The sequence below is a fragment of the Neobacillus cucumis genome, from assembly GCF_002860255.1.
GTDB lineage: Bacteria > Bacillota > Bacilli > Bacillales > Cytobacillaceae > Neobacillus > Neobacillus cucumis_A.
Genome location: NZ_PGVE01000028.1, coordinates 1 through 21730, shown reverse-complemented (window position 1 = coordinate 21730; position 21730 = coordinate 1). Strand labels below are relative to the sequence as shown.

Below are 21730 nucleotides of genomic sequence, written 5' to 3'. Positions count from 1 at the left end.
ACTAACATGAAAAGCATCCTAAATGAATACAATCAAACTATGGGCGGGTGTAAAAATGACTAAAAACAAAAAGAGTAAATTTTCAAAAAATAGAAAGGGCGTTGGCGTGGCTGATGTAGAATTTGACAGAGAAAATGGACTGGAAAAAGTAGCGATAAAAGCACAGCAAAATCATAATAAGTAATCAAGGTGGGACAGTCTATCTGTCCCTTTAGTGTATACATAATTTGCATAGGAAAAAAATGATTATTCTATTTCGAGACAACTAGAATTGAAAGCCCATTCTTTATTATCTTAATAAAATGTTTGTAAGAAGATCTTACCACATACTTGTGATTCTGAATTTTTGGATTATTATTTAATTATTAGAAAGTTACTTATACTCCTGCCTCAAAAGCTTCGCTAGTTAAACACCAATTAAAAATATTAAATTCCTCAATTTTTTCAGTTTAAACTTATGTAAAAAAAGGTATTAAACTTTATATAAAAATAACAAGGAGGGACACCATGACTAAAAAACAATGTATTGCCATGCTTTTAGCAGGTGGCAGAGGAACGAGACTAAAAGAATTAACCACATATACAGCGAAACCAGCCGTTCCATTCGGTGGAAAATATCGGATTATTGATTTTACACTAAGTAACTGCAGCAATTCTGGTATTGATACGGTAGGAGTTTTGACACAGTATCAACCTCACACTCTTCATAATTATATTGGTGATGGAAAGTACTGGGACTTGGATCGGAAAAATGGCGGCATCACGATTCTTCCTCCTTACCAAAGTGAGAAAGGTGATAGATGGTATGAAGGAACAGCCCATGCTATTTATCAAAACCTCCACTATATCGAAAGTCATAAACCGGAGTATGTTCTTGTTTTATCTGGCGATCACATTTATAAAATGGATTATAGTAAAATGCTAGAGCAGCACGAAGAAACAAACGCTGATGTCACGATTTCTGTTATTAATGTTCCTTGGAGAGAAGCGAATCGGTTTGGTATTATGAATATTGATGCTGATTCCATGAGGATACTAGATTTTGAAGAAAAACCCAAACAACCCAAATCCAATCTAGCATCTATGGGGATCTATATTTTTAAATGGAAACTGTTAAAGAGGTATTTAGAAAAAGAGGAGAAAAGACCCTTCTCATCGAAGGATTTTGGTAAAGATATTATCCCTGCGATGATCGAAGATAACCACCAGGTATATGCTTATCGCTTCAAAGGTTATTGGAAAGACGTAGGAACAGTGCAAAGCCTTTGGGAAGCCAACATGGATTTACTTTCTTACGAAACGAATCCGATTTTACAAAATGAAGAGTGGGGGATCTATACGCGTGAATCCTCTAAGCAGCCATTTTATTTGGACGGAAAAGCTGCTATCAATCAATCGTTAGTTTCCGAAGGCTGTAAGGTGTTTGGTAAAGTGGAGAACTCGGTCCTATATCACGGAGTAACGGTTAGTAAAGGTGCGGTCATAAAGGATTCAGTCATTTTGCCAAATACCTTTATCGGAGAAAATGTTGTGATTAATCGAGCCATTGTCGGTAGTGATACATTCATTTATTCGAATGTTAAAGTGGGGGACACCAATCCATTTAATGAAATCACCTTAATTGGAAACCACCAAATCATCAAGAAAAATAAAACAGAACAAATGAAAGGAAATGTTGTTTGAGTTAACAAGAATATTATTATGTAAACCTAATCTAAAAGGTTAAGGTTTTTAAGGTATAATTGATAGAAAAAGGTCGCTTACGGGCGACCTTTTTGTTGGGCAAGTGCACTAGCACTATTTGATTTAATACTAATATTGAACCCTATGAATTCTGTTACCCATACTGTAGGTAAAGGGGGTTGGTAATGTTTTTAAATAATCAACAAAAGCATCTAGATCAATTGGACCAGTTTCTCGATTTTGACCTTGGTTAAATACAGTAAATCCATCCCCACCACCAGCAAGGAAGGCGTTAGCGACAACTGTGTATGTTTTATTTGGGTCAATAGGTGTTCCATCTGGAAGCAAAATGCTGGTAACCTTTTGTCCAGTAGGATGGTTTGCATCCCATGTATAAGTTAACCCTGAAATTTGAAGCATGTTTGTGGAAGTCGCCCCCCACTGTTGATTAAGGACGTCTCGTACCTGTTGACCTGTCATTGTCATTTTAATTAGAGCATTATTAAAAGGCTGAACAGTATAAGCTTGACCCCACGTAATATCTCCTGGATCGAGATCTGCTCTAATTCCACCTGGATTCATAAAAGCAAAATCCGTTTTCATTGAATTTCTTTGGGAATCAGCAATTAAATCACCAAGCACAGATTCTCCATTAGCATTTTGCAGTGATGTCAGACCGTCAGTGGTTGTACCAATTACCCGGTTTACTAACGGTGCTACTTTTGCCTCATAGCCCTCTACCATGTTCTTTATTTCTGAATCTGGCGTTATCCCATCCTGAAAAGTCGTCACAATATCTGCCTTTTTGGATACAATATCCTTCGTTTTAGGGTCAATTTGTAAATAAACATCAGAAAAAGCTGTTCCATAGGAATAAGCCTGAATAACTAACTTATTGTTAATGGTTGCATTCATATATGCATGATTGTGACCGCCAAAAATCACATCTACTTCATCATCTACGCCATTGGCCATATCGACAAGCTTACCGGTTGGATTTTCGCCATTAATTCCCGATGTTCCAGGATCATGAGCCAGAACAACAATTGATCTGACTCCTTGTTTTTGCAGCTCTGGAACATAGCGATTGATTGCATCTACTTCATCGGTAAATTTAACTCCCTCAACACCGCTAGGAATGACGATGCTTGGCGTATCAGTTGTTACTACGCCAATAAATCCAATCTCGATACCATTAACTTTCAGAACCTTGTAGGGAGACAAAATTGGATCACCAGTCTTTTTATCTACAACATTTGCAACAATGTTTGGAAAATTAGCTCCAACGAAATTTCCTGTTTTATCACTAGTTCCTCCATTGATAAGTCGAAGAAGTTCCTGTACACCTTCATCAAATTCATGGTTTCCAACTGTTCCAATCCCGTAATTTAATTTGTTCAAAATCTCAATGGTTGGTTCATCCTGTAAAAGTGCAGAAAGGGGGGGGCTTGCTCCCACCATGTCTCCAGAATGTACCATAATAGTATTTTTATTCTGTGATGCCCGTTGTTTTAAATAAGCGGCCAAATAGTCTACTCTGCCTACTGGTTTTCCATTTACTTTCCGAGTGACATTTAATTGGCCATGTAAATCATTAATCCCTAACAATTGAACCTGGATGAAGCGTTTATCCGCAGCAGGTGGATTTTCTTTTTGAAGGTTTGCCTCTGGACGGTTTGAAAAATGTCCATGGTATTCTTTTGATAAACCTTGAGTATCACCAGGAATCCCTGCTTGATTTGTACGGATGTCCATATTATGAATTTTGTTACTTCGATCGACCACATTTCTAACTTTTTGGTTGTTTGCAATGTTTTGTTTTGAATTTTCTGCATTTTGATTTCCCATACAACCAACTAAACCAAAAATAGTTAAGGAAATAAATGTCCTATAAACCCATTTCATAACATTCCTCCATCTCTTTACTAACTAACCTAATGTATTTTTTGCTTGTCGTGTTATGGATATACAGAAAAGGAAACTATAATTGATAAAGAAGCATAAATGATTCCCAAAAATCTAGGTAATTTAAGAAAGGAGGGCATGCTTATGATCGTTTATCATGGTTCAATTAAAAAACTTGACTACTTGTCTAAAGAAACGGTGGTTCAACAATTACCAAACGATATCGATACTATTGGAATATGGTTTACTTCAGACATCAAATCTGCCAAACCATTCGCTATCGGTACAGAGACCGTTATCGAAAAATCAAAAACAGAGTTTTGGGATGATGATCAACCGAAAGTCGTGCAATATGAAAGGATGGTCCGCGGCTTTATTTATAGAGTATATATTGATGAACCAAACCTAAAGGAATACGAATCCTATGATTTGTTTATGAGTGAACGTGACAAATATTGTGATTATTTTACGACTAGGAAAAAGATTCCAAGCTGGGTAGATCGGGCTACATTATTAAATAAAGAAGAAGCTAATGAGAAATTTCAGCAAAAACTTATAAAACAGGGATTTGAGGGCTTTGTAATACAAAAAACTAACCTTCATAATCTGGTTTCAGATTTGTATTGTATTTTTTCCGAGGATGCTCTCTTTATTGCTGATGTCCTATCTGTGGATGATATAGAGACAAATTAGATTTAATTTAACACAACTATCTTCCCAAGCGAACTATATCAACAATTCCTCAAAAAAAGTCAGACACCATAAACAAACTTAAAAAATAACCTGCAGTTATTTATTTTAAATACAAGGATATATACTTTTAATGGAGAATACCTATAGGGTGAAAGTGTTTACATTATTACGGTACTGCGTTAAAAAGAGAGGAGAGAATTGGCATTTATGAAAAGGACTATTTATATTACTGGGGCGGACAGAGGCTTAGGTTTTGCTCTAACAAAGGTTTTCCTTCAATCTGATTTTACAGTATTTGCTGGACAATATTTGAATGATTGGACGGAACTGAACGAATTAAAAAAAGAATATGGCGAGGATTTACATATTGTTACATTAGATGTAACAAATCAGCAATCAGTCGATGCGGCTGCGGATTATATTAAGGAAACAGCGGGCCAATTAGATATCTTGATTAATAATGCGGCTATTTATGTAGATCGTTCCGAGGATATACTCGGTGAAATTAATTATGAAGATATAATGAAACACTATAACACGAATACGTTGGGACCGTTACGTGTCTCCAAATCTGTCATTCCATTATTAATGAAAGGCAAAAGCAAAATTCTCGCGAATATTTCCTCCGAAGCAGGAAGTGTGGCAGATTCCTGGAGAAAAAAGGAATACGCCTATTGCATGTCAAAGGCTGCACTAAACATGCAATTAACCATCATGCAAAATCATTTAAAGGAATATGGAATCAAGGTTTTAGCCTTCCATCCAGGATTTGTGAAAACCTATATTTTTGGTGAATTTAACCCAAATGCTACCATTGATGCGATCGAATCCGCAACTGGAATTGCAAATGAAATCTTGAAATCCCCTGCCATAGAAGAACACATGTTCATTGACTATCAAGGGAACAAAATGAACTGGTAAAAAACTGAAGGAACTAAAACCCTATTTTAGTACGTTTAATAAGAGAATTTTTAATCCTTGCCACCCCCCTTTGATCAAACGAACTAGACAATATTCATCATTATTTATAATTTGTTCAGAAAGTATCTTTTGAATGCGTTCACAATAAATTATAAAAAAATAGGAATTTGATTGAGGGGGTGAGGGATTTAGAATGTTATAAACACGATCCCCGCAATCATTTTTCTTCATTAAACGATTAAATTCAGCTAATGAAATGGCTGTAAGCCAGGTTCTGTACTTCCGTACTGCAAACGGCTGCAAGCCTTGTACAGGAAGTAGTAGTCATATAACTAACGACCATGTGTCGTTTCATCCGTTAGGTTCATTTCCCGCAGGATGATGCCCCTACCTAAATTTGGGTTGCTCGCTCGTGGGGTTTACCCGTTCCACCTTTTCCGTTTCCAGAAAAGCATCGTCACTGTGGCACTTTCAGGTTACTTTTAGCATATCTCGAGTGGACTTAGCATGATTTCACCGCCGTCAGCCGAAACTCGACTGCCCACCTTTGCAGATGGCACGAACACTACAGGCATCTCAGCACTGTGCGAGCCTGGACTTTCCTCAGTTCCTAAAAAGGAACCGCGACTACTCACCATTTCATTATTTAATTCGTTATTGAAGCGACAATAAAAAATATAACAGGTTTAAACGAACAAATCATTAGTAGACTCATTCCAATTTTACCAACCACAAAATAGAGTTAAGGTGTTATTCCCGTATTTTATCTTTTGTATAAGCAATCACTACAACCTCTTGCTCAGTTTCAGTTCTTAATTGATTTTCCAGTGATTTGATTGCTTGTAGTTCCGAATTGTTTAATTCGGCTGGTTTATATTGTTGATTTACCTCCATTTTAATCCCTCCTTTTATATATAAAAGTATGTCCAGTTGTCTAAAAAAACTATAAATTAAAATAGAGGATGTCGAAATTTGACGATTAAATAAATGAGATTGTATGCGTTTACCACTGTTATTATATTATTTATTAAAAAGTTTAAATATTTTATTTGTTACGACTACTTAAAAAAATGTAGTTTTTAATCACTGGATAGGAGGTTTACATATGAGCCAGATACAAATTAAGGAAGAAATGAAGGGAGTGGAAGGAAAGCCAGAAACCGTTCGATTAATCATTGAAATTCCAGTATGCATAAGAGATGAATTTAAAAATGCAGTGGAGAGAAACGGAAAGACGATGAAAGATGTACTAAAGTTATATATGCAAAAATACATATGGAAACAAAGTGAATTACAAAGAAATCGACAAAAACGACGTCAATCAATTGGGTGAATGTACCAGTTAACTAGAATTATTGTCAATTTTTGTCGATATTTATATTGTAATATTTTTAATAAATGTAATATTATTAACATATATAGAAATTAATATCTTTAAATAGTAAAAGGCAAACCATTCGAAAGATTGGGACGCAAAGCTACAGGTCTAAGGTTTATTACTATGACGGCTGAGTTGCCTAAAATAGACATATTTTAGGGGGCCTTTTTATGAATGCTGTTGCTCTAGAAAAAGAACTAACTGCTGATTTGGAGAAGTTTAGCGATGAAAATGTAGTAGAGGCATATATAACGGCCATACTAAATTTGTGTGACAAAAATAGAAAAAAGTTAGAGAAAGAATTGTTGAAAAGAAAATTATTTTTGGTTGCTTTAGAACGCTATGATATCCAAAAAACTTTAGGGCGTCTGGATTCGCACTTTTTCTAAGAAAGTTCATACAACAAAACCTCCCAGGAAATTTATTGGGAGGTTTTGTTGTTTAAGAAAAGGATACTGATTTTTTCACTTGGCCTTTTGATTGTAAAAAAATCTATGCATCAGTTGATGTTACACGAATACATGTTAGAGATGGCTCCAAATTCTATTCTAAATGAGGTCAACGTCTAATCAATTTTCGTAGTCTGAAAATCGCCATTGACCAGATGAAGGAGGGATGATTATGAGAGCAATGAGGTGGGTATCGAGCGTATTCAAAACAGAGCATGAAATCACAGCGGTGCAGAATACCAAGAATAGGAAGTTGGTCGTCGGCAGTCTGCTGGGGGCGATGGCTGCCATCCTTCAATCGGCGGGATTGATTGGAGGGGTTGGTTATGCGTTTAGCATTATGGCAACTGGACCGATTGTGCTGGCGACGGTCACTTCAATCCAAATCGGCTTGTTAACGTATGCTGTTACCACATTTTTATTGGTCATCCTTCATCCTAGCGAAGTCTTAGTCTTTCTGTTTACAACGGGTCTTCTTGGTATTGCTCTTGGGATAGGATTCAAACTTTATAAAACCAGGTCTATGGTATCCGTGTTAGGAGGAATCGCTCTAACCGCTGGGATCTTAATTTTACTTTATCTGTTCCATTTCCCAGTATTAGGCCCGTCGATCTCAAGCAAGGTAAGTGGGACGGTAATAGTGGGCGTTTTGCTTTTTGGTCTATTATATAGCTGGATTTGGATGAACTTATGCATTGTAGGAAAAAAGCATCTTAATAAGTTCATGACAAGGAAGTTTATACAAGAGAAGGATGAATCTGGCTGAAACGTTGGCGGAAAGTCCCTTCCCGTCGTCCTGATTGTTCATGGAATTTTCCTAAAGCAGGGGAACAGAGGATAACTCTACCAAACTATTAACAGATTATGTTAAAATAGCTAGAAAGAAGAAGGTGGTGAGAGAAATATGAAATTGATAGTTTCCAAGAAAGATATTGAGTATTTCCTAAATAACTTCTTAGACATAGCAGAATTTGATAAACAGGGAAACAAACATTACTTTTTATTCCAAGATTATACCCGAAATGGGGATTGGACATTGATGTTTTATAAGGAAGAAGAGAAATGGACGATTCACGGGAAAGGCTTGGATTACTGTGATGAAAGTGAACAGGAATTAGAAAGAAATGAACTCATTCAATTTTTGTATAAAAACAGAAAGTATATTAATAACGAGTTAAGAAGTAAAAAAGCAAGAGTCACTTCTTAACAATAGTTCTTTTACCTACAGGTGAGAGTTATATAGGAGCTGCTAAAGCAGCTCCTTATTTATTACCAATCATCCACATTTTAAGTTTATACTCATCTAAACGGGCAGGACGTAATCAAGTTAGTATCAATTCAGGAATGCAAGAAGCATTTTACTAGTAATTGATCCATTAGTATAATAATTTTTATGACACAGAAATAAGGGGGTTTAGATCATGATTGTTATTGAAAACGAATGGTTGAAGGTAGGTATAGCAGAAAACGGGGCAGAAGTACGAACAGTAAAGCATAAGAAAAATGGCCTAGACTATATGTGGACAGGGGATAACGCCTACTGGGGACGCGTCGCACCGATCTTATTTCCGATTGTCGGACGTTTAAAGGAAGATCGATATGAAATCGATGGTAAAATATACGAGATGTCGCAACACGGCTTTTTGCGTGATGTTTTATTTGATGTAGCCGAGCAAACAAAGAAAAACGTTTCTTTTGAGTTTGAGTCTGCTGGACGCTTCCTACAAGTTTATCCCTACGAGTTCAAAGCAATGATTCATTATGTACTAAAAGAGGACTCACTCATTGTTCAGTGGGAGATAGTGAATCAAAACAAGGAAGAGATGTATTTTTCCATTGGTGCGCATCCTGCATTTAAGATTCCACTTTTAGAAAATGAAGGAATGGGGGACTATAGTTTAACTTTTACGCCTGCTGCGAATAAGGATGTGATTGAATATGAGCTAAAGGATTCTCTGATTCATGAGAAAGATCCTGCTAGCGGTATTTCAACAATTCAACTCAAAAGCTCACTGTTTTCACATGATGCTCTCATTTACAGCAATATCGATCAAATAACGCTCCAATCTAATAAATCAAGTCATGGGGTAGAAGTTATATTCAAGAAGTTTCCGTTTGTTGGGATATGGTCAAAATACATGGACAAAGACGGTACCATGGCTCCGTTTGTGTGCATAGAACCGTGGTTTGGTATTGCCGATACATATATCACATCTGGCAACTTAAAGGAGAAATTTGGGATAAATAAGCTTGATAAAGAAGAAACATTCCAAGCAGAATATAAAATGAAGTTTTTATAATAGTAGATAGATACCTAAATTCTTTAAAAAAGACTTTATAAGTCTTTTTTTTTGGTTTCTTATTACGATGAAAGAGTAAATGTGTTCGGTTTAGGGAGTCCATTGTTTTTTAATTATTAACCTTCTTATATTCATTAAGAAAGTAATCCAATTTCTCACTAGCTTGAATAGTTAATTGATGGGATAAACCCATTTTCTGTCCAACATCTAACAGTTCTTCTCTCAAATATTCTATGTATACTCGAAGCTCATACGGACCTAACTTAATCGGTTCCTTACCCATATAGATCCCTCTTTTGGAAAAGTTAGTAAATGATAAAATTTATTTTACCAATTACTTAAAAAGCTTACTATTGGATTTTTTCTATAGATATTAATCGATAGAGTAGATATGTTAAAGAAAAAAGCAAAAGTCGACAAATTTGGATCACTTTAAAGTATAATATGGAATAATTACAAATTTTTTTCCTATTTCTCAAATTATCGCTGTTTGTATAGCCAATCATAAACATATTTACATGGCTATCCATCTTATTAGGTAGAATTGATATGGAGCAGAATATGAAAGGTAACGAAGATGAGTATAATAAAGGATTTTTTATTTCAACTAACCTTGATGGTAATACCCATATTTATATATTTTACATTTTTAACCGAGAGGGTAAAGAGCAGCAGAAATAGAACGGTATTAATGACCATTTTATGGGGAATTTCAATCATATTTTGCATGTCCTTTCCAGTGAACTTTGGTCACAATGCACGTGTGGAATTAAGAATTATTCCTTTATTATTTGGAAGTTTATATAGCGGATTTTGGTCGGGAATCTTTCTATCTGCCCTGATTATCCTTTATCGACTATACTTTGGCATTAGTATAGGATTTTATAATACGGTTCTTGTCCTATTATTTTCACTGCCTGTTATTTTGTTTTTTCAAAAATCGTTTGCTAGTTCGAAAAAAGAAAAACGGGTTAAGATTGCGGTTGGTCTTTCCTTTTACTACTGCTTGATTGGCCTTACTTTTTCTGGTATTCTAAGAGGTTTTTCCATAGAATATCTTAAAGTACAGGTTATTCACTTGTTCTTTGTAGCCGTAGTTACTTGGTTTTTCACCACCTTAAATGAAACAATCCGGGAGATTCACCAGTTGAGATTTGAAATGCAAAACTCAGAGAAATTACGAGTGATTAGTGAGTTAACAAGTGTATTTGCTCATGAAATTAGAAATCCAATGCAAGTGACACGTGGATTTCTTCAGCTTCTTAATGAACCTGATTTGCCTAATAAAAAGAAGGAATATATCCAAATGTCCATAGATGAATTAGATCGTGCCAATGAAATTATTAATGACTTTTTATCATTTGGAAAACCTTCTATAAATAACCATGAACGAATCGACGTAGGGTATCAGTTACAACGTGTCGTCAATATCATTCAAAGTTACTCCTTAAACCATAATGTTGAGATTAAAACTGATTTTCTTAATAATTGTTGGATTTATGCCAATCCTCAAAAATTGCACCAATCTTTGATTAACATTTTGAAAAATGCGGTCGAGTCTATGCCTAATGGTGGAATCGTTTGGTTTTCATGTACTTCAACGGATGATGGATATATAAAGATTACCATTAAGGACCAGGGAATAGGTATGACAAAAAAGCAATTGGATCAGCTTGGATCTCCGTTTTATTCTTTAAAGGAAAGTGGGACAGGATTAGGAATGATGGTAAGTTTTCAAATTGTTCGTTCCTTTAAAGGTAAAGTGGAAGTGAACAGTGAAAAGGATAGGGGGACAGAATTTATCATTCTTCTACCTCAGGTAGTCTAAAGGAAGAGAGCGAAATGATTTATTTTTATAATTTATAATAAAACCTATTGACCCTCACATTAATGTGAGGGTTTATAATTTCCTTAACACACTTGAAGGGGGGATACCACGTGAAAATTGGTGAACTTTCTAAATTAACAGGGGTAAGCATTCGTTCATTACGGTATTACGAAGAACAAGGAATTTTAAGTCCTATGCGTTTGGAAAACGGATATCGTGTATATCATGATTTGGCCGTTGAACAAGTAAATACGATAAAGTTTTATTTGAATTTAGGACTTACGATTGAGCAAATCTCAGGCTTTTTGAATTGTGTCTTAAAAAACAAAGAAGCGTTCTGTGAGGAAATTCTCCCCATCTACGAAGAAAAACTGGAGGAACTTGATCAGCAAATTGAATTACTCACGATGATTCGCTCCAACCTCGTGGAAAGGATGACGGCAATTAAAAACGAACGAATCCCTCCTACGGGTGATGGAAATTAAAAGGAGGTTTTATTAATGATTCAAGAATTAGAATTTCATACATTTGATAAGTTTATAGAAAAAGGTCTTACTCTTGTTGAATTTGGGGCTCCAAGATGTGCTCCTTGCCGGATTCAAGAGCCAATTCTGAAGGAGTTAGCAGAAGAGTGGGGGACAAACATTTTGGTAGCCAAGGTAGATGTCGATAAAGAAACGGATTTGGCAGTGAAATATAGAATTCAAGGAATCCCTACGATGAAGGTATTTAACAATGGAAAAATTGTGGACTCTCTTAGAGGTCTCCATGATAAAGAAGAAATAAAATCAATAATAGCAAAAGTAATTTAACGATGATGAAAAAGCTTGGATTTACTCCAAGCTTTTTTCGTATGTTTTAAAAGGTACAGACTGGACTTTGTGTGATTTTAGGTGAAATATCACATTTAATCAGAAACGATTTTGTATATTCATCAGGAATCAAATCAGGGTCTGGATAAAGTTCTTTTAGAGCCTTTATCATTTTTTTTCCAAGGCCTTGACCACGATGAGAGGGATTTACAGAAATATGTATGATTTGCATTAAGTCCTTATCTACAAATAAAACACCAATCAGTCCAATTATTCCTTCGTCTTCTTTCCATAAGAAAAGTTGGCGGTCCCGTTCTGTTTCATATTGGGTCATCGTCATCATTAGTTTTTGTAGATCTTTTTCATTCGGCATAAAAGATAATAAACCTGTAGCTATTTTGTTATACATTTTTTTGTAACGTGTCAACATAGTAATCCCTCATTCTAAAGATTTAGATTGATGCAGCTAACCGTTCAAGTAATCAATTAATGACTTTTTTTATTATATAACAGTTACAAACAATGTACCATACATAGAAGATAATAGTTTTACAATCGTATTGAATTCTTGTTAAAAATTGATGGCAAAAACAATATAGAGGAAAAATCCATCATTTTCTTTTTACAAATTTATGGATGAATGAACTTGTAAAAGTGCCTAATACAGCACTGCCTGCAATGTCGGAGGGATAATGATGTCCTAACCATATTCGTGATACGCCCGTTAAAATCGAGAACCCGAACATAATAGACCCAAGGATGCGTTGATAAATGAAGACGATTGTTGAAACAGCAAAAACTAATAGTGTATGTTTGCTGGGAAAGGATGAATCAACTTTAGAAGGGAGAAGAATACCTACTCTCCTTTCTAAGAATGGACGGGGCTTAAAATAGAATACCTTTATAATAAAATGCATGAATAAAGAAATCAGAATAGACACAACTGCTTCAAGGGTTATATTCTTTTTTTTAAACAGCAAAACCACCAGAATAATAAAGAAAACAAACTTCATCTTGGTAGAAATGAATATCATTAATTTATCTAAAAAGATAAAACGGCCGGAAAGCAAATTTATGAAGCGGAATAGTTTGATATCCAAATTGATTCACCTACGTTTACTAGAATGATTTCGAATAAATTGATCAATCACATGATTCAATTTACTTGCTGCTTTTGTCGGGACCTGATGTTTAATCCCTTCAACAAAGGTTAATTCATTATGAGGAAGGTTCCTATGTAATTGCTGTGCATAAGGATAAAATGGTTTATCCTCTTCCCCATAAATGAGGGAAATTGGCAGGGTAATATTCTCTAGTTGATTGGAACAATTGTATTTTAAACTGTAATCATAGTATTGGGAGATGTTCAGAGCATCCCCTTTTTTAGCTTCTTTCAACATCCTCTCGCACAATTCTTTTGTATTTGAATTACTATTTGATATGGACCAAGCTAAAGCAGGCAATGCACCAATCTTGGCCATGTTTTTAGCCAGCTTTATTCTGTTTTTTAGGCGCCAGTCACTGACCTCAGCCATTCCACTAATAATGATTCCACCTAAAGCACGCCCCTTTGATGTTGATAACAAAAATTCCAAAAGAATACTTGCCCCTGTGGAATAACCGCATAAAAAGGCTTGCTTAATATCCAGATGGTCCATTAGTATTTTGACATCTTCTACAATTAGTGGGTAGGTAATTGGTTTCCTTGAAAAAGAACTCCTTCCATGTCCCCGTATATCAAAAGTGATGACCTGAAAATAACGGGATAGATATTCTGCCTGGTATATGAAGTTTATTGAAGTTAGAACAGGTGGATGAATAAATATGACAGGAATACCTTCCCCTTTAACCGTATAGTAAAGGGTACTTTCGTCAACTTCGAGGAGTGGCATTTGATCACCTCAATGAATAATACCTAGATTTCCTTCATTATTATTGGACACATTTAGTTGAGGCATACAAAAGAACACTTTTTTTTGAAAAGACACAAAAGTTTAACAGAAAATGGTTGATTTGACTGATTATTAGAAATAAATTGAACGTATAAACAAGGTTTAAATGTTTCACTTTATGTAAAAATTCCTAGTAAAATGGCTCATTTTGCTCCCTATTTTGAAAGGAGGAGGAAGAATAAATGCAATCTCAAAAATGGCAATTATCTCTTCAAACTTTAAGCCTTGTAGTTGGATTTATGTGCTGGGTTATTATTTCATCCTTAATGCCGAAAATTAAGATGGACATATCCCTCACGGCTAACCAGGTTGCCTTAGTTACAGCCATCCCGGTTATTTTAGGCTCCATTTTACGGATCTTTTTGGGATATTGGACAAATCGATTTGGTGCTAGAAGCATGTTTTTTCTTAGCTTTCTCATGTTGATTTTTCCAGTCCTCTATTTAAGTAAGGCGGATTCATTTTCGGATTTAATTATTGGAGGATTGGTGCTGGGGATGGGTGGGGCCGTGTTTTCCATTGGTGTTACGTCCTTGCCAAAATATTACCCTAAGGAACGGCATGGGTTTGTAAATGGGATTTATGGTGCAGGGAACATAGGTACCGCAGTCACTTCTTTCACTGCTCCTGTCCTTGCTAATGCATTGGGCTGGCATAATACAATCCGTTTATTCTTAGTGCCAGTTATTTTGTTTGCTATTCTAAACTTTTTGTTTGGCGACCGCAAAGAGCAAAAAGTGAATAATCCCCTTATAGGGCAAATCAAAAGTGTTTACAAAAATGAAAAGCTTTGGTTTTTAAGCTTGTTCTATTTTATTTCCTTCGGTTCATTCGTTGCGTTTACTGTTTATCTTCCCAATTTTTTAGTCACAAACTTTAACCTAACAACTGTTGATGCGGGGCTTCGAACGGCTGGATTTATTACATTAGCCACCATCCTTCGGCCGATAGGCGGGTGGCTGGCTGATAAATATAATCCCTTCAAAATTTTACTAGTAGTATTTACGGGGTTAACTTTTGCTGGCGTTCTCCTTTCCTTTTCGCCAACAATTAAGTTATATACAATAGGCTGCCTAATTGTTGCCATTTGTGCAGGGATTGGAAATGGGACGATCTTTAAGCTGGTGCCGTACTATTTTTCAAAACAAGCAGGGATTACGAATGGAATTGTATCGGCAATGGGAGGGTTAGGTGGATTTTTTCCTCCCCTCGTATTGACAATGGTGTTTGGGATCACTGGACAATATGCCATCGGTTTTATGTCACTTGCCATGTTTTCACTTGCAAGCTTTGTCATCGTAGTGTGGATGTATTTTCTTGAAAAATTAGATATGGAAACAAAAATTTTAGAGAATGTAGGACAAAGCATGATGGTAACAAACACGCACGGAATCATTGAGAAAGTAAACCATGCCTTCACGAAGGTTACTGGCTATAGTGCAGAAGAGGCAGTTGGTCATAATCCCAATATCCTTCAATCCGGTAAACATGATCAGCATTTTTATCAAAAAATGTGGGGATCGATACGTGAACAAGGCTATTGGCAAGGGGAAATATGGAATAAACGAAAAAATGGAGAAGTCTATTTAGAATGGCTGACTATTAGTGAGGTAAAAAATGATGCGGGAGAAGTTAAATATTATATAGGTTTATTTAGCGATATTAGCAAGCAACAGTGCTGAGGAAAACTTCAGCTTTTTTTTATTTCAGGGCTTAAGAGGATATATGGTTAGTAAAGAAAAATTTCATAAAATGTTCACAAATTACATTTTCCATGATAATATAAGAAAGGTTTATAGAGTATGGAAAGTTCATTGATGCCGGTTAATTAAAAATTGACTGTACATCCTGTTCTTGACGTAGTGTCTATGGCGGGAAAGATCGCTAGTATAAATAAATGCTCAGCTGTCAGCCCACTGTAAAACGGTACATGCCAATGCATGAAAACCGATTTATAGTGGGCTTTTTTGCGTTTTGGGAGCATGGGGACGGTTCTCCTGCTTCCAAAAGAAGCAGGAGAACCGTCCCCATGCTTACCCATGATTATATAAATAGGAGGAAAAGAATATGGCATTCCATAGTTCTCAGCGCATAGCGGAATTAGCGGTTGAGGCTGGTGCGAAGAAGGCAACGATGCGTCCTAGTCATGCGCTTTTATTAGGGTTTTTAGGCGGAGCCTTTATTTCACTTGGTTTCTTATTAGACATTCGAGTAATTGCAAATCTCCCAAAAGAATGGGGTTCCTTTAGCTCGCTCTTAGGTGGAGCGGTTTTCCCTGTAGGTTTAATGCTGATCATTATTGCAGGGGGAGAGCTATTAACAGGAAATATGATGGCGCTTCCCATTGCCGTTTTGTCAAGACGAGCAACGGTAGGGCAGCTATTGCAAAATTGGTTCTTAGTATTAGTAAGTAATTTTATTGGAGCGATCTTTGTAGCTTTTTTCTTTGGCCACATCGTAGGTTTAACGGAAACAGGACCATTTCTAACCAAAACCATTGCTGTGGCAGAAGGTAAAATTGACGAAACCTTTATTAAAACCTTAATTTCTGGTGTGGGCTGCAACTGGCTCGTTTGTTTAGGCGTGTGGCTCGCTTATGGCGCAGATGATATTGGCGGGAAAATCCTTGCGATTTGGTTCCCGATTATGGGATTTGTTGCCATTGGGTTTCAACACGTGGTGGCAAATATGTTCGTCATCCCTGCTGCGATCTTCGCCGGGCATTTCACTTGGGCTGATTATATAAGTAATTTTGTCCCGGTAGTCATTGGAAATGCCATTGGCGGCGGCGTATTCGTTGCCTTGATCTATTGGATGGTGCATAAGGATTCCCTGCAAGCTCAATCTAAAGCGAAGTCAAGTAACAAGAAAGTTAGTTAATGTAAGATTTGGATGATTATCCTTTTACATGATGCATATTAATAGTTTTAAAGAAAAGGTTTTAATAGTTAAATATTCTGCTATTAATCGAAAACTAGTTTTAAAAAATAATAGATTTCTCTGTTTTTAACTAAGGAGGACTTACAGTGATAGAAAAAGTGAATGTTCTAATTAATGGAACAGCACATGAAGTGGAAAAGGGAACCCGTATTTTGGATTATTTACTGCAACAGGAAATGGAGCATCCGCACATTTGCTATTCAGAAGTTCTAGGACCTGTTCAGAGCTGTGACACCTGTATGTGTGAAATAAACGGCAGCATTATGCGTGCTTGTTCGACTGTAGTAGAAGAAGGCATGGATATTTTGACCTCGTCTGAGCTTGCAAAGGAAGCGCAGGAGGAGGCAATGGACCGTATTTTAGAAAATCATCTCTTATACTGTACTGTTTGTGATAATAACAATGGTAATTGCCGTGTACATAATACGGCAGAAATGATGGGGGTAGAACACCAAACACGCCCACATCGCTCAAAGGGCTATGAAGTAGATATGTCCCATCCGTTTTATCGGTATGACCCTGATCAATGTATCTTGTGCGGACGTTGCGTGGAGACATGTCAGGATCTTCAAGTGAATGAAACGTTAACGATTAACTGGGAAAGTGGTCAGCCGCGAGTGTTATGGGACGGGGGGAAAAGTATTAACGAATCCTCTTGCGTATCCTGCGGTCAATGTGTGACTGTCTGCCCATGTAACGCCTTAATGGAAAAATCCATGCTTGGAAATGCCGGGTTTATGACAGGCATTTCAGATGACTTGCTGACACCAATGATTGACATCGTAAAAGCTGTAGAGCCTGACTATCAAACCATTTTTGCTGTTTCTGAAGTAGAAGCCGCGATGCGTGAAACTCGTATAGAAAAAACTAAAACCGTTTGTACGTTTTGTGGTGTTGGCTGCTCATTTGAAGTTTGGACAAAAGATCGTGAAATTCTTAAAATTGAGCCATCTGAGAACGCACCTGTAAATAGTGTCTCTACCTGTGTAAAAGGTAAATTTGGATGGGATTTTGTCAATTCACAAGAACGGATTACCACACCATTAATCCGCAAAGGTGATGTGTTTGTGGAAGCTAGCTGGGATGAGGCTCTGACTCTCGTAGCGAACAAATTGGGCGGAATCAAAGATACTTACGGCAGCGATTCGATAGGATTTATTGCATCCTCTAAAATAACTAACGAGGAAAATTACCTGATCCAAAAATTATCCCGCCAAGTGTTTGGAACGAACAATGTAGATAACTGTTCACGGTATTGTCAGTCACCTGCCTCATGGGGATTACAGCAAACGGGAGGCATTGGCGGCGACAGTGGAACGATTAAGGATATAGCTGGTGCAGGTCTTGTCATTCTTGTAGGATGCGCCCCTGCCGAAGGCCATCCGGTACTTGCCACACGTATTAAGCGAGCGCAAAAACTTCACGGACAAAAATTAATAACGGTGGACGTGCGCAGACATGAAATGGGAGATCGAGCTGATTTGTTCGTTCGTCCAAAACAAGGAACAGATTATGTCTGGCTTTCAGCAATTACAAAGTATATGATTGACCAAGGCTGGCATGATGAGGCATTTATTAAGGCCCATGTTAATCATTATGATGAATTTTTAAAAATGATCGAGCCGTATACGCTGGATGAGGCAGAAAAGATCACTGGTATTTATAAAGAAACATTAATACAAATGGCAGAAATGATTCGTGATGCCGATGGTACAGCGATATGCTGGGGTATGGGTGTAACGCAAAATATAGCAGGTTCCCACACATCGGTTGCCATTGCCAACCTGCTTCTCGCAACTGGAAACATGATGCGTCCAAATGCAGGTGCCTATCCTTTACGCGGACATAATAACGTACAAGGTGCGGCTGACATGGGAACCATGCCAAATATCTTCCCAGGCTATCAACCTGTTACAGATGATCAAATACGTGCTAAATTTGAGAAGGCATATGGTGTAGACATTCCAGCAATTCCTGGATTAGACAATATTCAGATGCTCGAAGCCATTGATAATGACAGGATCAAGGCGATGTTTATTGCTGGGGAGGATATGGCTTGGGTCGATGCAGACTCCAATCATACACAGGAAATGCTTTCTAAGTTAGATTTCCTTGTCGTACAAGAAATCTTTTTAACTACAACGGCTCAATTTGCGGATGTGATTTTGCCAGGTACACCATCACTTGAAAAAGATGGAACCTTTACCAATACGGAGCGCCGTGTACAGCGCTTGTACCAAGCATTAGAGCCGATGGGCAATAGTAAACCGGACTGGTGGATCTTAACAGAATTAGCGAAAAAAATGGGCTTTGATTGGAATTATTCTCATCCAAGTGAAATTTTTGCTGAAATGGCGAGCTTAACTCCATTCTTTGCACAATGTAATTATGATGTTCTTGAAGGATGGAACAGCTTCCATTGGGGTTCTCTTGATGGATCAAACACGCCGCTCCTTTTCCAAGAAGGGTTTAACTTCCCTGATAAAAAAGCGCGCTTTGGTCTGTTTGATTATGTGCCGCCAGTAGAGTTCCCTGATGAGTTCGATCTCTCATTAGATAACGGACGTCTGTTGGAGCATTTCCATGAAGGAAACTTAACACAAAAATCGGAAGGACTTAACTACAAATTCCCGAAAGTGTTCGTAGAGGTGTCTCCTGAGCTGGCAAAAGAACGCGGCGTGAAGGATGGTTCCTTGGTACGTCTTGTCTCACCATATGGGGCCATTCGCCTTCCAGTTCTTGTAACAGATCGTGTCGTTGGAAAAACAGTGTATGTCCCAATGCACTCTTCCAGCCACGAGAGTGCGGTGAACCTTCTTACTGGAGGAGCAGTAGATGTGGTGACACATACACCAGCTTACAAACAAGCAAAAGTACGGATGGAAGTCCTCACACTTGACGGTGAAAATCCACTGCCAAAATACAATCCGCGTAATGCGGTCCGTACACCACAAATGGGCCTTGAAATTTACCGGAAGTGGGAACGCGGAGATTATGTGCCGATAGCAAGTGTGAATGAGTACGTCAAGCCTGGGTTCTATGACAGGAGGAATGCGTAATGGCCAAGCCGATTCAAACCATTCAGAAAACAGAATGGACGGATGAACAGAAAAAAATACAATCCCTGGAGAATCTTCTCTCCGGGGTGGCAGATAATAAGGATTCGCTGCTCGAAACGTTAAGTCTGCTGCAGGAATTACATGATAGCGGGATTTTGGAGGCTTTAGGAAGTCTTTTGATAGTAAAAGAAAGTGCAGCAAAAATCGCGGTTGGTCAAATTGCACGAAAACCAGTGACAAACATGATCAATAATGCGATGGCTGCTGGAGGGATCTTGACGGAATTGGAGCCAGAAACGACTAGTAAGCTTGCAAAAAGCTTAACCGCTGGGATGCAAAAGGCAGAGCAAGGCTTAAAAGCCGACACTAAACTTGGGGTGTTTGATATAATGAAGGCTCTAAAGGATCCTGATATCAATCGCGCTTTAGGGTTTGGGTTTAATTTGTTAAAAGGAATCGGGGAAGGTTTAAAAGAGTAACAAGAAGTAAGAAGGGAAATGTACCTGTAAAGACGAGGAGGGACGGTCGATGACAAAGAATATGGAGCATCAATTTAGTATGCTGGTCCGTGAAATAAGAAAAGAATATGTAGGTAATGGACCTAAGGAGATTACTACTAAATTTAACGGGGCTTGGGCGATTAGTGAAATGAGGGGCAACCTGACAAATGTCGAAAAGTTTATGATCCATTCAGAACAAGGCAAACAAATGGTTCATGAAACGAGAACAAGATTTGTGAAGGAAATCTATAAAAAGCCAGAGGTCCTGCTAAAATTTGAAAACTTGATGGGAGCAAAGGTGCTGAGGCTGTTTTCCGATATTAATATTGAAGAAGATATTGCCATGACTGTATTCGTCTTTGACCAACCTATCGAGGGTAAGTAACGAGGAGGGAAAAGTATGGATCAGCCTATGAAAATGGAAAGCCAGGTTTGGCGGTATGAGGGCGGCGCCATACAAAAAGTAACGGACTCCATTGTAACAGAATATCCCATCACCATTGTGTTAAATGAGCAAGAATTCGCTACTCTTGTTTGCAGCCCTGAGTATATTGAGGATTTAGTGGTTGGCTTTTTGGCTTCAGAAGGGATCATTAGGAGTTATAAAGAAATCAAAGAGCTCACCTTCATAGAAACCACTGGCCGTGTGATTGTGAATACGTTTAAGGTCAACAAACTGAACGAAATGTTCCATTCCAAACGCTATGTCACGTCTTGCTGTGGGAAAAGCCGGCAAAGCTTTTATTTTTATAATGATGCGAGAACGGTCAAACCACTTAAAAACGTAGATGTGACCGTTTCTATTGACCAATGCTTTCAATTAATGAGACAGATGCAGGAGTCGTCTGTGATCTTCCAGGATACAGGTGGAGTTCATAATGCTGCCCTATGTGACATGAACGGAATTGTGGTGGATCGAACAGATATTGGACGACACAATGCACTCGATAAAATTTATGGACATTGTTTAAAGCATTCGATTTCACTTTCGGATAAAATTATTGTTTTTAGCGGCCGGATCTCCTCAGAGGTGTTACTAAAAGTAGCGAAAATAGGTTGCGGCATTGTTCTTTCAAAGTCAGCCCCGACCGAATTGGCCCTTAGGCTCGCGGAAGAGCTGAATATTACGACGATTGGTTTTTTACGCAATCATTCATTAAATATATATACAAGACCCGAACGGATTAAGGTTCCGGGGGTTCCATCTCTTACGTAAAAAATGGCCGTTTCAGGAATGAAGCGGCTTTTTTTTTGTCCAGCAATCCAGGTACAATGTCCGCATGCGCTCCATGAGGACATCAATGATTCAA

25 protein-coding genes, 1 other RNA gene and 1 riboswitch are annotated in these 21730 nt (G+C 37.6%); of the genes, 19 read left to right on the top strand and 7 right to left on the bottom strand.

Annotation, left to right across the window (positions count from 1 at the left end; all coding sequences use genetic code 11):
* The first annotated feature begins 22 nt into the window (after positions 1-22).
* Both CVD27_RS27945 and CVD27_RS05240 read left to right on the top strand, forming a co-directional pair.
* Positions 23-184: a hypothetical protein gene (locus CVD27_RS27945; protein ID WP_180960182.1), complete on the top strand. Its 162-nt coding sequence runs from the start codon at positions 23-25 to the stop codon at positions 182-184.
* A 323-nt stretch (positions 185-507) separates the two neighbouring features.
* Complete coding sequence (locus CVD27_RS05240) at positions 508-1683, top strand: glucose-1-phosphate adenylyltransferase (protein ID WP_101646830.1); 1176 nt, start codon at positions 508-510, stop codon at positions 1681-1683.
* A 129-nt stretch (positions 1684-1812) separates the two neighbouring features.
* On the opposite strand, the gene CVD27_RS05235 is transcribed toward CVD27_RS05240, so the two are convergent.
* Entirely contained in the window at positions 1813-3588 is a 1776-nt protein-coding gene (locus CVD27_RS05235) for a bifunctional metallophosphatase/5'-nucleotidase (protein WP_257984271.1), read from the bottom strand.
* Positions 3589-3732: 144 nt separating this feature from the next.
* Here CVD27_RS05235 and CVD27_RS05230 point away from each other — a divergent pair, with 144 nt between their 5' ends.
* Entirely contained in the window at positions 3733-4281 is a 549-nt protein-coding gene (locus CVD27_RS05230) for a hypothetical protein (RefSeq protein WP_101646829.1), read from the top strand.
* Between the two features lie 207 nt (positions 4282-4488).
* The gene (locus CVD27_RS05225; protein WP_101646828.1) at positions 4489-5202 is read left to right on the top strand and encodes an SDR family oxidoreductase; all 714 of its coding nucleotides are present in this window, start codon (positions 4489-4491) and stop codon (positions 5200-5202) included.
* 258 nt (positions 5203-5460) lie between these two features.
* Here CVD27_RS05225 and rnpB read toward each other — a convergent pair.
* Positions 5461-5841, bottom strand: an RNA gene (rnpB, locus tag CVD27_RS05220) — RNase P RNA component class B.
* Between the two features lie 111 nt (positions 5842-5952).
* Positions 5953-6096, bottom strand: a complete 144-nt coding sequence (locus tag CVD27_RS27940; protein ID WP_180960158.1) for a hypothetical protein — start codon at positions 6094-6096, stop codon at positions 5953-5955.
* A gap of 211 nt (positions 6097-6307) precedes the next feature.
* Here CVD27_RS27940 and CVD27_RS05215 point away from each other — a divergent pair, with 211 nt between their 5' ends.
* The 5 genes from CVD27_RS05215 (at position 6308) to CVD27_RS05195 (ending at position 9329) form a co-directional block, all read left to right on the top strand.
* Positions 6308-6535, top strand: coding sequence for a hypothetical protein (locus tag CVD27_RS05215; protein ID WP_101646827.1), 228 nt, complete (start codon positions 6308-6310; stop codon positions 6533-6535).
* A 104-nt stretch (positions 6536-6639) separates the two neighbouring features.
* A riboswitch (cyclic di-GMP riboswitch) is annotated at positions 6640-6723 on the top strand.
* Positions 6724-6750: 27 nt separating this feature from the next.
* Complete coding sequence (locus CVD27_RS05210) at positions 6751-6969, top strand: hypothetical protein (protein WP_101646826.1); 219 nt, start codon at positions 6751-6753, stop codon at positions 6967-6969.
* A gap of 232 nt (positions 6970-7201) precedes the next feature.
* On the top strand, positions 7202-7795 hold the full coding sequence (locus CVD27_RS05205) for a hypothetical protein (protein WP_101646825.1): 594 nt from the start codon (positions 7202-7204) through the stop codon (positions 7793-7795).
* A gap of 138 nt (positions 7796-7933) precedes the next feature.
* The gene (locus CVD27_RS05200; RefSeq protein ID WP_101646824.1) at positions 7934-8236 is read left to right on the top strand and encodes a hypothetical protein; all 303 of its coding nucleotides are present in this window, start codon (positions 7934-7936) and stop codon (positions 8234-8236) included.
* A gap of 214 nt (positions 8237-8450) precedes the next feature.
* Positions 8451-9329, top strand: coding sequence for an aldose 1-epimerase family protein (locus CVD27_RS05195; protein WP_101646823.1), 879 nt, complete (start codon positions 8451-8453; stop codon positions 9327-9329).
* A 109-nt stretch (positions 9330-9438) separates the two neighbouring features.
* Here CVD27_RS05195 and CVD27_RS05190 read toward each other — a convergent pair whose 3' ends face one another.
* Positions 9439-9612: an aspartyl-phosphate phosphatase Spo0E family protein gene (locus tag CVD27_RS05190; protein WP_101646822.1), complete on the bottom strand. Its 174-nt coding sequence runs from the start codon at positions 9610-9612 to the stop codon at positions 9439-9441.
* Between the two features lie 266 nt (positions 9613-9878).
* Here CVD27_RS05190 and CVD27_RS28650 point away from each other — a divergent pair, with 266 nt between their 5' ends.
* From CVD27_RS28650 to CVD27_RS05175, 4 genes are all read left to right on the top strand, one after another.
* On the top strand, positions 9879-10010 hold the full coding sequence (locus tag CVD27_RS28650; RefSeq protein ID WP_257984270.1) for a hypothetical protein: 132 nt from the start codon (positions 9879-9881) through the stop codon (positions 10008-10010).
* Positions 10011-10020: 10 nt separating this feature from the next.
* The gene (locus CVD27_RS05185; RefSeq protein ID WP_257984268.1) at positions 10021-11157 is read left to right on the top strand and encodes an ATP-binding protein; all 1137 of its coding nucleotides are present in this window, start codon (positions 10021-10023) and stop codon (positions 11155-11157) included.
* 110 nt (positions 11158-11267) lie between these two features.
* The gene (locus tag CVD27_RS05180; protein WP_101646820.1) at positions 11268-11642 is read left to right on the top strand and encodes a MerR family transcriptional regulator; all 375 of its coding nucleotides are present in this window, start codon (positions 11268-11270) and stop codon (positions 11640-11642) included.
* 15 nt (positions 11643-11657) lie between these two features.
* Positions 11658-11969, top strand: coding sequence for a thioredoxin family protein (locus tag CVD27_RS05175; protein WP_101646819.1), 312 nt, complete (start codon positions 11658-11660; stop codon positions 11967-11969).
* Positions 11970-12015: 46 nt separating this feature from the next.
* On the opposite strand, the gene CVD27_RS05170 is transcribed toward CVD27_RS05175, so the two are convergent.
* The 3 genes from CVD27_RS05170 to CVD27_RS05160 form a co-directional block, all read right to left on the bottom strand.
* Positions 12016-12399, bottom strand: a complete 384-nt coding sequence (locus CVD27_RS05170) for a GNAT family N-acetyltransferase (protein WP_101646818.1) — start codon at positions 12397-12399, stop codon at positions 12016-12018.
* Between the two features lie 181 nt (positions 12400-12580).
* Entirely contained in the window at positions 12581-13069 is a 489-nt protein-coding gene (locus CVD27_RS05165; RefSeq protein ID WP_101646817.1) for a phosphatase PAP2 family protein, read from the bottom strand.
* A 6-nt stretch (positions 13070-13075) separates the two neighbouring features.
* Entirely contained in the window at positions 13076-13861 is a 786-nt protein-coding gene (locus CVD27_RS05160; RefSeq protein ID WP_101646816.1) for an alpha/beta fold hydrolase, read from the bottom strand.
* Positions 13862-14103: 242 nt separating this feature from the next.
* Here CVD27_RS05160 and CVD27_RS05155 point away from each other — a divergent pair, with 242 nt between their 5' ends.
* The 6 genes from CVD27_RS05155 to fdhD all read left to right on the top strand — a co-directional run bounded on the left by CVD27_RS05155 (position 14104) and on the right by fdhD (position 21636).
* Positions 14104-15603 (top strand): nitrate/nitrite transporter, encoded by a 1500-nt coding sequence (locus tag CVD27_RS05155; protein WP_101646815.1) that lies wholly within the window; start codon positions 14104-14106, stop codon positions 15601-15603.
* A 385-nt stretch (positions 15604-15988) separates the two neighbouring features.
* Positions 15989-16801: a formate/nitrite transporter family protein gene (locus CVD27_RS05150; RefSeq protein ID WP_101646814.1), complete on the top strand. Its 813-nt coding sequence runs from the start codon at positions 15989-15991 to the stop codon at positions 16799-16801.
* Positions 16802-16947: 146 nt separating this feature from the next.
* Positions 16948-19920, top strand: coding sequence for a formate dehydrogenase subunit alpha (fdhF, locus tag CVD27_RS05145; protein ID WP_374703044.1), 2973 nt, complete (start codon positions 16948-16950; stop codon positions 19918-19920).
* The gene (locus tag CVD27_RS05140) at positions 19920-20399 is read left to right on the top strand and encodes a DUF1641 domain-containing protein (RefSeq protein ID WP_101646813.1); all 480 of its coding nucleotides are present in this window, start codon (positions 19920-19922) and stop codon (positions 20397-20399) included. Before fdhF ends, CVD27_RS05140 begins: the two co-directional genes overlap by 1 nt.
* Before the next feature lie 49 nt (positions 20400-20448).
* Entirely contained in the window at positions 20449-20805 is a 357-nt protein-coding gene (locus CVD27_RS05135) for a DUF2294 domain-containing protein (protein WP_101646812.1), read from the top strand.
* 27 nt (positions 20806-20832) lie between these two features.
* A complete protein-coding gene (fdhD, locus tag CVD27_RS05130) occupies positions 20833-21636 on the top strand; it encodes a formate dehydrogenase accessory sulfurtransferase FdhD (RefSeq protein WP_374703048.1) in 804 nt (267 codons plus the stop codon).
* Positions 21637-21730: the final 94 nt, after the last annotated feature.